Origin of the sequence: Vibrio sp. 10N.286.52.C3 (assembly GCF_041468865.1) — a bacterium.
GTDB lineage: Bacteria > Pseudomonadota > Gammaproteobacteria > Enterobacterales > Vibrionaceae > Vibrio > Vibrio crassostreae_C.
On sequence record NZ_JBFRJM010000016.1, the window covers coordinates 79469 to 92605 of the forward strand.

Here is a 13137-nt window from a genome sequence, read left to right on the forward strand (position 1 = left end):
CGAGATTCGAGATTCGAGAAAAGTTTAAGCTAGTCACCTATGGTGGCTGGCTTTTTTTCATCTGAAGTTTAGAGCCTAAAAGTGTAGGAACGGGAAATGAAAAAAGACAATCACCAAATGACAAGCAAAAAAATAGCCAACCGCAATAATCGCGATTGGCTCTATATATTTGTGAACAAATCATAAGTTCACTAACAACGTCAGTTGGCTAGGTGACCCTCGGCTTAAGAAGGGTCAATGTATATAATGCAGTTAGCGTGCCAACTTTTATTCGACGTTTTATAAGCCCTGCATCGCTTAAAAACCATGAATTTGTCATGCGAATTGCAAAGTGCATTTGCATAATGCAACCAAGATGCAATATCGATAAGAGATCAGTTTCATCGCTGCTCTTAATGACAAATCACTAAGTGGTTGTTATCTAAATGTTAGGCAAATATTCACTTCAACTTATTGCCTTACAATTAATAGAGTAATAAAAGCCCTTCCCCAAAAGCATATTCATACTTTTTTTACACTAAAGTTTGTATACTGCACAAAATCATCCTCAACTCTATGAAGCAATGAACTACTTAAGTACTTTTTTCAAAGGCATGGCTATGGGCGCAGCAGACGTTGTTCCTGGCGTGTCGGGCGGAACCATCGCATTCATCACTGGTATCTACGATACGCTGCTAGAAAGCATTCGAAGAATTAACCCTAGCGTACTTGGCTTATGGAAACGCGAAGGCTTCAAAGCCGCGTTTAATCACATCAATGGTTTCTTCCTAATTTCACTGTTCGCGGGCGTATTCACGAGCATTGCGACATTCGCAAAATTGATTTCTTGGTTATTAGTCACCCACCCTGTTCCACTGTGGTCTTTCTTCTTCGGCCTGATCTTGGTCTCGGTTTTCCATATTCTTAAGCAAGTAGAGAAACGCGATATGATTCGCTTCGTGTTTTTGCTGCTTGGCGTTGCTTTCGCTTATAGCATTACCGTGCTTAAACCGCTGCAAATGGAACCAACCAGCATCAACGTATTGATTGCGGGTGCGATTGCTATCTGCGCGATGATTTTACCCGGTATTTCAGGCAGCTTTATTCTGCTCCTGATTGGCATGTATGGCCCCGTGCTTGGCGCCGTTAAATCATTTCAAGTCGATGTACTTGCGCTATTCCTTGCGGGCTGTGTGATCGGACTGCTGACTTTCTCACATGTACTGTCTTGGCTATTGCGTTCATTCCGCGACTTCACATTGGTATTCTTAACCGGTTTGATGATCGGTACGCTGCCTAAGATCTGGCCTTGGAAAGAGACCATCAGCTGGCGCACAAACTCAAAAGGTGAACAAGTTCCTCTGATTCAAGAAAACCTATCACCGTTTGATTTTGAAGCCGTAACTTCTCAGCCTTCTCAGCTGGTAATGGCTATTGTGATGATGTTTGTTGCGATTGCATTGGTTCTAGGACTAGAGAAGTTTGCAGAGCGTAATGCTGACTAATCATTCAGCCAGCTTCTGGAAAGCGTTTAGAACGGATAATGCTTAGAAATACTAAGCTCACATATCTATTAAACAGACAAAAGCGAAGCCAATGGCTTCGCTTTTTTAGTTCTACCATACGCACAAAATTGCTTTTTGATACAAGCACGTATTGAGGGGTGTGATAACATCGCCGCTCTTATAAAATTAAATGAGAACACGACATGCACTCTGCATTAAAGGTTGCTGCTGTTGGGATCGCTCTCGTGGCAGGCTTTTATGGGCCGCAAGCAATTCAGCAGTTTAAATCAGCGATGGAGCACTCAACTGCCGACGTCAGCTTGGATGATTACTGCATGCTTTCAACCACATCGTGTGAGCAGGAATCCATTTCAATGTCGCTTGACCGAGAAACCGCGCAACCTCTTCTACCCACAAAGATAAAGGTCGTTTGGGAAGGTGCTGCATCTGAGACACTGGTGTTATCGCTCACAGGTTTAGAAATGGAAATGGGATCAGCGCGTTTTCAATTAAAGAGCATTGGCAACAATACCTATGAAGGTGATGTGATTTTACCTGTATGTACTTTAGATAAAATGACATGGATCGGTGAACTCACTGATGGTGTCGATACTGTAAACCCTGCAATAAGGATGGCAAGATGAGTAGAAATTGGTCGTTAGCATTGGTTGTCGCTTTTGTACTTGGCTTTGGTGTCAAAAGCTATCTTGATGGGCAAAACGAAGTTCAAGAACAACACGCTGCAAAACAAGAGTTCTCCGCAACGACTCTTTTCGGCAAAGACAACCAACCAACGGAAATCTTTGACCAAACCGATGACAGAATTCGTATCGTTTACTTCGGTTTCACACGCTGCCCAGATGTGTGCCCCACTTCTTTGGCTATGTTGGCCGGAGCACTTAACCAAGTCTCTGATGAAGCAAAAGCCAAGATTCGCCCGATGTTTGTCTCTCTCGACCCTGAGCGTGATGCAGCAGAAGCCTCATACGAATACGCACAATACTTCCACCCAATGATGGAAGGATTAAGTGGTCCTTTGGATGTGACAACCACGCTTGCACACAACTACGGTGTTATTTTCAGAAAGACCAAGCTGGAAGGTTCAGAGTTGGAATACACCCTAGACCACAGCTCATATTTTTATTTTTTAAAGCCCGACGGTACCTTGATTACCAAAGTACCGCACACGTTGACGCCAGCGCCAATTGTTGAGGCTATCAACAAGCTGACGCAGTAAAACGTAAAAACAAAGAACTTACTCAATAAAGTTCAAAAAAAGTCAGGTCCCAGACCAAAAACATAAAAATTAAGGACAACAACATGAAGTTAAAAGCACTTGCTCTAGCAGGCTTATTGCTCACCCCTTTTGCTCAGGCTAGTAGCGATATTATGGTTCATGACGCGTACGCTCGTGCAACCCCGCCTTCAGCAGTGAACAGCGCGGTGTTCACGACTCTGATGAACCACAGCGATAAAGATCGCGCTATTGTTTCTGCAACAACACCTGCAGCAGGTAAAGTAGAACTTCATGATGTAATCATGGATGGCGATGTTATGAAAATGCGCCAAGTTCAAGAGATCACCATCCCTGCAAACGGTGAAGCGGTACTTAAACCTGGTAGCCTACACATCATGTTGTTCGACCTAAAAAGTAGCCTAAAAGAAGGTGAGCAAATCGAGATGACTCTGACTTTCGCCAATGGTGAAACGCAGACCTTCGATGCCCCGGTTAAGAAAGTGATGAGCGGCATGAAGAAGATGAACCACGACCATCATTAATCGTATTCACAATTGATAAAATAATTTAAGCCACGATGACTTCTCGCCATCGTGGCTTTTTGTTAAACTGAGCGCGCTTTTTATTCAAAGCCTGAACACATTAATAAACCAAGGAGAATAGAAGATGATTGTAATGAAAACACTAAAACTGGCAGTAAAAGTAACGCGTTAATTTGTTTGGTTAATCAAACTTTAATCTCGAACTACCAACATTAAGCCATCAGCTGGCTACCGCACACTTTTACCCGGTTTACTGTTGATCGTAAGTGATCAATATCTGCATGCCTGTAAAGCATGACTCAAATCCGGGGTCCTATCGATTTTGAATTCGACCCAAGCTCAAACATTTTTGACGTCTCGACGCTTTTTGAACTGACCAACGCTTTTCGATCTCATCGACAACCTGAGATCTTACAAGACGTTAATGCTCTCACAAGAAAAGAAAGCTCGCACGTCTGGGTAAATAGACATGAATTCACAAAACGCATTTTCTCATCCAATGTCACTTCAACAACTTGGATGGCAACCTGTATTCCAACAACAACTGACACTCGAAGACTATAATCACTCCGTCATTGCTCGTATCGTCGCACATCACCGCAATGGCTATACATTAGCGTCAGAGCAAGGTGAAATTGTTCTACCCATCCACCAAAACCAACCGGCAATGACCGTTGGCGACTGGGTAATATTGAACTCTGAACTGCAATTCGATCGCTTACTAGAACGCCAATCGCTCTTTAGCCGAAAAGCTGCGGGCAGTCGTGTGGCTGAACAATATATTTCAGCCAATATCGACACAGTGTTTATCGTGGTTTCATTGAACAACGACTTTAATCTGAGTCGCATTGAACGCTACCTGGCACTCGCAAATGAAGCACAAGTTGAAGCGGTTATCGTCCTGACGAAGAAAGACTTGTGTGACGACTACGAAGACAAAGTACAACAGGTACAAAGCTTAGACCCGATGCTGATGATCGAAGCGGTCAACAGCCTAGATCAAGACTCAACCCAAGTACTTTCACCTTGGTGTAAAATCGGCAAGACCGTCGCGCTAATGGGCTCTTCTGGTGTGGGTAAGTCGACTTTGGTTAACTCATTGCTAGGTGAAGCATCGCAGGCAACTGGTGGTATTCGTGAAGACGACAGTAAAGGTCGTCATACAACCACATCACGATCACTCCACTTGCTCGCATCAGGTGGCTTGCTTCTCGACACTCCAGGAATGCGAGAGCTACAACTTGCAGACTGCGCTGAAGGCGTGAGTGAAACTTTTTCAGACGTCGAAGAGTTAGCAATGCACTGCCGCTTCTCTGATTGTCATCATGAATCAGAGCCGGGATGCAAGATAAGGGCTGCCATTGAGAGTGGTGAACTGTCTGAAAGACGATTTACTAACTATCAAAAGCTACTGAGAGAGCAAGCAAGAAACGGCGCTTCTCTTGCAGAGCAACGCGCTAACAATAAGCAGCTTTCCAAAATGTACCGAAACGTACAGTCAGAAAGCCGCAATATTAAGAAAGGCTCAGCTTAAGCAGTTGGATATTGACGGTAATCTGAGTTAATCGCTCAACGCTGAGCTGAAACACCGAGCCCCACGTGTCAATCGCGTGGGGCTTTATCTACAAATTCCCTTCCTCATCAACAAGGGATATTAAGATATCGTCTGCTTCCGAAAGTAAAAATTCACCATTTATAATAGTTGGAATTTTTCTTAGCGAGTTAATCATCACGTTAATGTTTCTCTTTATCCAGTTCAATATAATTCCCCCTTGAACAATAAAGTTAAAATACGATTAATCGCGTCACTTTTACTACCAGATTGACTGAATATAACGAACATAAAGTATCGATTACCGGACAAGTATAATCACCTTCAGAAGAAAATTTCATTTCAAACCACCTTCCAAGGAGATAGAAAATGCTTCGTCTAACCACCATATTATTAACGCTTCCTCTAGCTGCCTGCTCTACAATAAATACTGACTTCGAAAAGCAAACCGATTTCTCAATGTATAAAACCTATGATTTCAGCTCGCCCGGGACTGCGAAAGAAGAGAAGAACAAAATACCGATTAGTATCGACTCAATCAGGATTGAAAGTGCGATCATTAAAGAAATGAGCCGCACAGGGGTTTCATTTGTAGAGGACGGAGGCGACCTATACGTCCGCTACCAACTTCAGCAAGCATCTGAACTTGTGTCTTCCGGCTCGTCAGTTGGTATTGGCTATGGTTGGAACAATTTCCGTGGGGGAATGTCCACTCCACAAAATTATCACCGACAGACGTACGGACAATTGGTTGTAGAACTGATCGATGATAGAACCAACATCGTTGTATGGACAGCGAATTCAAGCCGAAAATTGACTCGCTCAATGAGTTCTAAGGAACGTGAAGAGCTGATTTACGAGGAGATCGCTGAAATGTTTCAACAGTACCCTTCGTACAAATGATTGAAAACTTCTAGGTGATAACTTCTTCAAATATCGGCCATTGAATGTGCAGATAGAGGAAGCCTAGGCATTAGAGGAAGAAGGCACCAAAGCCACTAATGCAATAGATCAAAGCTGCATCATATTGTTATATTCCCTCAACCTTAAAGCTAACGCTGTAACTCACGTCCGAGTGACGAGTTTCACTCCAATCACGTTAGGAGCTCCATTTTCGTCTATATATAGCGAGACGTTTAAGGGGATGCCTAACGTACTCAAATGCTCTTTATGTACCAGACTCGACTCTAAAACAGGATCGTGAAACATAATTGTCAGCGAGGGCAAAAAGCGGCTATTCAGCTTGATTGGCAAACCTAGAATATTCAAACGCGATAGCATTTAACAACTGAGGTAAGTCTTTAATATTGTGTTTATTAATTTCGATATAATCATCAACGAAGTGGTCTTTTTCTTCGGCTGCCTTATTAATAGAACAACCTAATAATAGAATACAACTTAGCGCTAAAAGGGTTAGCTTCTGCATTTACAATGCCTTGATTAGTTTTAGGTAAGGGATGAGGATAGAAGTGGTAAAAAGCTCGAAAGGCGCTCAATAAATCGACATTCACTTTTATTGAGCATGAACCTTCTCGTAGTTCCATTTCAATCATATTTACTCAATCATTTAACTGTTATTGCGTCTTATCAATCCAATATTTCACCATTAGCGAAAACTCTTGGTACCTATCTTGATAACAAAAATGACCACTGTCTTTGAATACTGTTAACTCAGCATTCGACATGCGTTTAGCTAAACGTTCTCCATTATCGACGTAAAGAATTGCATCGTTTTCTCCCCAAAATATCTGAGTGGGTAACTCTATTTTATCGAGCAATGGATCAACCGTTGCTAGACTTTTTGGGTAATCTTTAAACCATTGCATGACGGCAGGAATTCGATTGCGATAAGAAGCAATATAGTCGGAAATCTCTTCTTGATTGGGGCGATAGTTCGTATAGCAAACCTTGATACAGCCTTGAACTAAAGAGCCAGCCCCTGTCACTTTAAAAACAGTGCGCCAAAACGATGAGTCGACCATTTTTCGGATGGCGCTTGCATTTGACGAAGGATTAATTGCTGGGCCATCGCCTATCAATAAACTTTTGACATCATTGTCATATGTGCCCACATAGTAAACGATCGCGGGCATACCAACGTCAGGCCCCAATAAATGTGGTTCTTGAATATCCAAATGATTTAAGAATTCTTTTAAAAAGTCGCCTTGAGCCTTGAAAGACATGTATTCAATCCCGCCCGCACTGCCGCCGAACCCAGGCATATCGTAAGCATATAGGTTGTAGTGTTCAGCCAACCCTGTCCAAATAGGGGCATACGCAAGAATGCTTTGAGGAAAAGGGGAAAGCATCACAAGAGTCGGTTTACCAATCGCTTCAGAATGTGCGTATCGAATATCGACACCATTTATCTTGGTTCGCTTTATTGGCATGGATGGTGTCGTTTCAAATGTTGGGAACATTGGATAGTCGTTTTTTCTTCGCAACTGCTCCAAGCTTTTATATTCAGAAGTCAATAACATCAGTGCCGATGCGTTAATACGATCAAACACGCTAATTTTTTCTATCTTAGGAGTATGTGTCATTAATTAATCTCTATTTAATTCTCTGAAGTTAAAAGACGCTGAAACCATGATTAAAAATTTCCATCCAATTTGTTTCTGGTTCTCAAAAAATAGTATTGGGGTTTACTCAACTCAGTATTTACAGCTATCAATAATTGTAGTTAACACCATTATTACTAATATTATCGCCACTACTTTACCGATATATTTGATGTTAACTAACATCGTTGGGGTCTGTTAAAACTCGTTAAATTACGTCATTTATGCTATGTTTATGACCTAATTCACAGAGGTTTGGATGGATCAATGACTATCAACACAACTTACTTTATAAGGGTAAATAGCCTGATGAATTTGTATTACAACGTATGTAATCAATATTATTCAGATCCAATCTCCCCACAGACAATTCCCCAATCCGCGTTTAATCACACAATGAACCTGTTGCCCATTTCTGAGGTATTTCAGCTTTATGAAGAACTCGAATGCTATACAAAAAATCCAAACTTTATGCTCGAGGCTGTGCGCCATTTCCGGGTCGAAGACTTGGGCGGATTAGGCCAATGGATGTTCTCTGGTCATGACTTAATGTCGACGATAAGAAAGGTAAATTACGGCATGGGGTGTATTCAATCCGGTGCTTTTTGGGTTGCTGCACCTGCGGGGTCTATCATCAAGTGGACTTACAACAATCAGTATGATGCAGAACACTTAGACGTTCATGACAGTATTAGAGTCGCTGTTTTGATGTCAAAAATATTGAAAAAATACCTTGGGGCAGACTTTGCTCCGATGCGCGTACTACTTTCAGGAGAGCGTGCGGATGAGAAACTATATCAAGATTATTTTGGCTGTGATGTCGCGTGGAATCATCATCAAACAGAGATCTGGTTTCATTCCAGCTTACGCTTGGCAAACCTGGCTGATAATCAAGATACCAAGCAAACCTTTTCGCTGAATTTTGAGGATTTGGACCGATGTTTAGACATGCCCGATCCTAGCGATGACACTAAGTTAGTTTATGAAGCCATCAACTACTCATGTCATTTTGGTTTACCGACACTCGAAAGAGTATCGAACCTGTTGGGCCTATCAATTCAGCAGTTTCAACGTAGATTCCATAAATATGGCCACAACTTTACCGAAATGTGTGGTTTTGTCTTAAGCAACAAAGCGGTCAAAATGCTAAGCCAATCAATACCAGTCGAAGAAGTTGCAAGCAGTTTAGGGTATAACCATCTCGATAGCTTTACGCATATGTTTAAGAAGCATCGAGGCATGACACCCAAGCAATATCTCAAATCATTGGAATAAAATAAAACATCCGCAGAGTGTCTCTACTTGCGGATGAGAAAGGTTGCATCACCTCGCTAGATGGCTTGGATACTGATCTCGACACGGCGATTGCAGGCTCTTCCGTCTTCGGTTGCATTGTCACAAATAGGGTAACGTTCACCAAGGCCGCTGGTACTGATGCGTCCACCTTTCACTTTTTGATTCACTAAGTAAGCTTTTACTGAATCAGCACGTTTCTCAGACAACTGCTGATTAGAAGCATCATTGCCAGTACTGTCGGTATAGCCTTTGATCTGCAAATACGAATCTGGGTACTCGACCAATATTCTCGCAACACCATTCAATGAATTGTATACCGTCGCTTCAAGTAGGTATTCACCAGAGCGAAAACCGATGCCGTTTTCCATCACCAACACTAACTCATTTTCACCAACACGCTTTACTTGAACGCCTGAATCTAGCAACTCCTGACGCAAAGCTTCCTCTTGTTTATCCAGTGAGTAGCCGACTCCTCCACCGATGAGACCGCCAGCCGTTGCCCCAATTAACGCTCTCTTTTTCCGTTCTTTTGAATTATCTCCAGACAGGAGACCAATCGCAGCACCAGACAAAGAACCAATCGCAGTCCCTTTTGTTGTGGAATTCGTTTCCATCTCACCAGTCGTTGCGTCCTGACGTTGAGTCGCCTGACAGCCCACCAAGCTCGTTAATAGCAACAGAGAGATAATAGGTTTAATGCATCTTTTTATTTCAGAAGATATGAATAGCATAAATATATTCCAGTTAAATTTAGACTTTCGATTAAATATTCACTGAATAGCAAACATATTAAAATTACAGACCACGACTGTGGCCCGTAATTTCATTAATAATCTTATTTTGAATAATTCGGAATTAAATAACCGAATTAACTCTGGTTCTAGATCTAGAAAGAGTAGAAGTAGTAAAGCTGCGACTTCATACGTAAAATGATTCCACGTATTACATCAAGAAACGCCATAAGCTCTGTTGGCTTTTCTCCGCTAATCCAAGCTAAACCAACCGAGCCGACTGGTACGCTATAGCCTTCAGGTTCAAAGACTTTCAACCTAACAAAGTGATGTTTGTTTTGTAGGTTCTTGCCTGTCGTAGAGCGAACATTCTGGTCAAAGCCAAGCAAGTTACTTTGCGCTTCGCCGGTTGCTTCAATAATACCTTCAACCTCTGCCGTGAATACTTTCCCTGGATAAACTGGCGTTGTAAATTCAGCCAATTGACCCGGTTTAACATTTCTAATCGCTTGATGATTCACTCTCATCAATACGTATTTCTCGTTGGTGTACATCTGCAATCGTGGAACTCTAGAAACAAGCTGACCTTCACGAAGAATAAAGTTAGTCACAAAGCCATCAGCGGGTGCATAAATCTTGGTGCTATCAAGATCCCATTTCGCTTTATTCACCTTCTGAATTGTTTCGTTAAAGTCTGACTGACGGGATTCAACCGAGAGTTCCGCTTTGGTTATTTGTAGCTTGGCTTTCTCTACATCAGATTTCTTTTTGCTCAGCTGTGACTCATGCTTGGCCACAGTGTACACAGCAGAATCGGCGACCGTTTGCTGGTTATCAATCATGCTTTCAGTGATCGTATTACGCACGACTCGGTTTTGTTCAAGATAACGCTTCAACGTTCTTTTCTGTAAGTCTCTATTTGACTGAGCAGCTGAAAGCTCACTTTGTGTCATTTCAAAATCATGTAACGCTGCCTGATAGCTGGATTCAGCGATTTTTACTTCTTCAGCCGCAGTGCTAACCGCTACGTTTGCCGAGTCGCGCGAAATCTTCGCTTGTTCATAAGCAATTTGATAAGGCTCGTTTTCAATCTCATAGATTAACTGCCCTTTCTCAATGCGTTGGTTCGGGGTGATATAAATCTGGTCGACCTTGCCCGAGACATTGGTTGAGGTTGGGCGAAGCTGAATGTGAGGAGACTGCACCACAGAGCCTCCCGACAAATCCATTGGTGTATAGTTAATTAATCCTACCCACACAAATAACAACCAACCACTGCCTCCTAGATAAGCGAATGCTTTAGTCCCTGTGTTCCAAGGCATGCCAACAAGTCTTAATAAATAGATGAACAAACACCAAACCGCTAAACCTTCTAACATTTAGACATCCTCTGATTGATTAACTTGAGCCGGAGAATTCCATAAATCACGCAGTCGGATAATGGCTTTTTCAAAATCTACAAAAGCAATGATAATGGCGAGCACCCACACCCAGTGCCAAATGAAGCCAATCCAAGTGAGCGCGGTAATCAACCCTATCTGATGGTGGTCAGTCTTATGAGCCTTTTGAATAGGGATCTCGTGAAGCTTCCAAAAACCGAACAGGCCAGCCGCTATGGTGCTGATCAGCACGATAGCGGCTGCTATATGTAAAACGGTATCTGCAGAGGTCTCTACATAAGGGATACTGATTAAACTCATTGCTCATACTCTTGTAAATTAAGACCAACACAGGATATATGCCACCCACTTACAACGGCAATTTTAGATAAATTACGTCATATAAAATAACATGATGATATAGATCACCAGATAAGGTGTGCGATATATCAAAGTAGCAAGGTATTAAGTTCAGTAGCCTGACGCTATTAAGGAGAGCTGATGAGATTCAAAGCTAACGCTGCTTAAGTAGGTGGGAATGCCGATAGAAAGATTAGATAACGACAAAACATGGCAAGTCATGCACCAACGTAGATTAAGCAAAGTAGGTGATGTCTATGATGTCTGTTGAAGTGGCTTTTTTACCTATACAAGTTTAGGCAGCTATTTCCGAACACAATGTTTTTATCAGTAATGGTTTACACACCATAAATACTAGAACATTAAGCCAATGGAACATTATTCAGCAGACTTATACCTCAACAAAAGCACAAAAATTTAACATTTAGCTCTAAAAACACCACGCAGCGCAAACAATCACCCTAAAAGTAAACTATTCCTAGACACCCTCTTAGATCCCGCTAATATGACCGCCCATTCCACTAGTGTATAGTTGGATTTGGTACAACTTTATAAAAAAATACATCACTATAATAAATTAACAATTGCAGGTATTTTATGCAAAATCACAACATGCTCGCCCGCATCGCTCGTGGAAATCTCGTTCTACAGATCCTTGCTGGTATTGTTTTCGGTGTCGTTCTCGCCATGGTTTCTCCTTCAGCAGCTCAAGATGCAGGCCTATTAGGTAGTCTGTTTGTTGGTGCTCTGAAAGCTGTTGCCCCAATTTTAGTATTCATTCTTGTTGCAGCTTCTATCGCAAACCAAAAGAAAGGTCAGCATACTCATATGCGTCCAATCATTGTGCTTTACCTGATTGGTACGTTCTCTGCAGCACTGACTGCTGTAGTACTGAGCTTCATGTTCCCAACCACTTTGACACTGGTTGCTGGCGCTGAAGGTGCTAACCCTCCTCAAGGTATTGCAGAAGTTCTTCATACGCTTCTATTCAAGCTTGTAGATAACCCAGTTAGCGCACTAATGAACGCGAACTACATCGGTATTCTTGCTTGGGCTATCGGTCTTGGTCTTGCACTGCACCACGCATCTGCAACAACCAAAGCGGTTTTCGAAGACCTTAGCCACAGTGTTTCACACATTGTTCGCTTCATTATTCGTCTTGCGCCATTCGGTATCTTCGGCCTTGTTTCGACTACATTCGCAACAACGGGCTTCGATGCACTAGCAAGCTACGGTCAACTGCTAGCGGTTCTACTAAGCTCAATGCTGATCATTGCTCTTGTCGTTAACCCACTGCTTGTCTTTGTAAAGACAAAACAGAACCCATACCCACTTGTACTGCAATGTATTCGTGAGTCTGGTGTAACGGCATTCTTCACTCGTTCAAGCGCTGCAAACATCCCAGTGAACATGAACCTTTGTAAGAAGCTAGAGCTAGATGAAGATACTTACTCTGTATCTATCCCTCTAGGCGCAACCATCAACATGGCGGGTGCTGCAATCACCATCACTGTGTTAACGCTTGCAGCTGTACACACAATGGGTATTGAGATTGATATCTTCACTGCGATTCTACTAAGCCTTGTTGCTGCAATTTCAGCATGTGGCGCATCAGGCGTTGCCGGTGGTTCACTGCTACTGATTCCTCTAGCTTGTGGCCTATTCGGTATATCAAACGATGTAGCGATGCAGGTTGTAGCGGTTGGTTTCATCATTGGTGTGATTCAAGATTCGGCTGAAACAGCACTTAACAGCTCAACTGACGTAGTGTTCACTGCGGCTGTATGTAAAGCTGAGCAAAACAAAGCTTAACAGCTCTTGGGTATTAGGCTTTAGCTCTAAGCTCTAAGCTCTAAGCTCTAAAAGCAAATAGCACACAAATAAAAAGGGAAGCATTCGCTTCCCTTTTTTGTTGTCTTGGTTTTCTAGATTACGGTTAGAAGCTATATAGATTTATAGATTTATAGATTTATAGATTTATAGCTTCAGTCATTT

13 protein-coding genes are annotated in these 13137 nt (G+C 42.3%); 8 read left to right on the plus strand and 5 right to left on the minus strand.

Annotation, left to right across the window (positions count from 1 at the left end):
* Positions 1-563 precede the first annotated feature (563 nt).
* The 6 genes from AB4138_RS06800 (at position 564) to AB4138_RS06825 (ending at position 5718) form a co-directional block, all read left to right on the plus strand.
* Positions 564-1484, plus strand: a complete 921-nt coding sequence (locus AB4138_RS06800) for a DUF368 domain-containing protein (protein ID WP_017066617.1) — start codon at positions 564-566, stop codon at positions 1482-1484.
* Positions 1485-1687: 203 nt separating this feature from the next.
* Positions 1688-2128, plus strand: a complete 441-nt coding sequence (locus AB4138_RS06805; RefSeq protein WP_017061864.1) for a hypothetical protein — start codon at positions 1688-1690, stop codon at positions 2126-2128.
* On the plus strand, positions 2125-2721 hold the full coding sequence (locus AB4138_RS06810; protein ID WP_004732104.1) for an SCO family protein: 597 nt from the start codon (positions 2125-2127) through the stop codon (positions 2719-2721). The genes AB4138_RS06805 and AB4138_RS06810 overlap by 4 nt, the downstream gene beginning before the upstream one ends.
* 83 nt (positions 2722-2804) lie before the next feature.
* Entirely contained in the window at positions 2805-3263 is a 459-nt protein-coding gene (locus tag AB4138_RS06815; protein ID WP_017068936.1) for a copper chaperone PCu(A)C, read from the plus strand.
* A 469-nt stretch (positions 3264-3732) separates the two neighbouring features.
* Positions 3733-4797, plus strand: coding sequence for a ribosome small subunit-dependent GTPase A (gene rsgA, locus AB4138_RS06820; protein WP_372305415.1), 1065 nt, complete (start codon positions 3733-3735; stop codon positions 4795-4797).
* 387 nt (positions 4798-5184) lie between these two features.
* A complete protein-coding gene (locus AB4138_RS06825; protein ID WP_372133773.1) occupies positions 5185-5718 on the plus strand; it encodes a DUF4136 domain-containing protein in 534 nt (177 codons plus the stop codon).
* 331 nt (positions 5719-6049) lie between these two features.
* On the opposite strand, the gene AB4138_RS06830 is transcribed toward AB4138_RS06825, so the two are convergent.
* Positions 6050-6241, minus strand: coding sequence for a hypothetical protein (locus AB4138_RS06830; RefSeq protein ID WP_372305418.1), 192 nt, complete (start codon positions 6239-6241; stop codon positions 6050-6052).
* 148 nt (positions 6242-6389) lie between these two features.
* A complete protein-coding gene (locus AB4138_RS06835) occupies positions 6390-7358 on the minus strand; it encodes an alpha/beta fold hydrolase (RefSeq protein ID WP_136979036.1) in 969 nt (322 codons plus the stop codon).
* Positions 7359-7643: 285 nt separating this feature from the next.
* On the opposite strand from AB4138_RS06835, the gene AB4138_RS06840 reads away from it, so the two are divergent.
* The gene (locus tag AB4138_RS06840; RefSeq protein WP_017072401.1) at positions 7644-8651 is read left to right on the plus strand and encodes an AraC family transcriptional regulator; all 1008 of its coding nucleotides are present in this window, start codon (positions 7644-7646) and stop codon (positions 8649-8651) included.
* 56 nt (positions 8652-8707) lie between these two features.
* Here the strand turns inward: AB4138_RS06840 and AB4138_RS06845 are convergent, their stop codons facing one another.
* The 3 genes from AB4138_RS06845 to AB4138_RS06855 all read right to left on the minus strand — a co-directional run bounded on the left by AB4138_RS06845 (position 8708) and on the right by AB4138_RS06855 (position 11103).
* Positions 8708-9370 (minus strand): OmpA family protein, encoded by a 663-nt coding sequence (locus tag AB4138_RS06845; protein ID WP_029235518.1) that lies wholly within the window; start codon positions 9368-9370, stop codon positions 8708-8710.
* Positions 9371-9558: 188 nt separating this feature from the next.
* A complete protein-coding gene (locus tag AB4138_RS06850) occupies positions 9559-10782 on the minus strand; it encodes an HlyD family secretion protein (RefSeq protein WP_372131746.1) in 1224 nt (407 codons plus the stop codon).
* Positions 10783-11103, minus strand: a complete 321-nt coding sequence (locus tag AB4138_RS06855; protein ID WP_017072398.1) for a hypothetical protein — start codon at positions 11101-11103, stop codon at positions 10783-10785.
* A 636-nt stretch (positions 11104-11739) separates the two neighbouring features.
* Between AB4138_RS06855 and sstT the strand changes: the two genes are divergently transcribed.
* A complete protein-coding gene (gene sstT / locus AB4138_RS06860) occupies positions 11740-12954 on the plus strand; it encodes a serine/threonine transporter SstT (protein WP_004732110.1) in 1215 nt (404 codons plus the stop codon).
* Positions 12955-13137 lie beyond the last annotated feature (183 nt).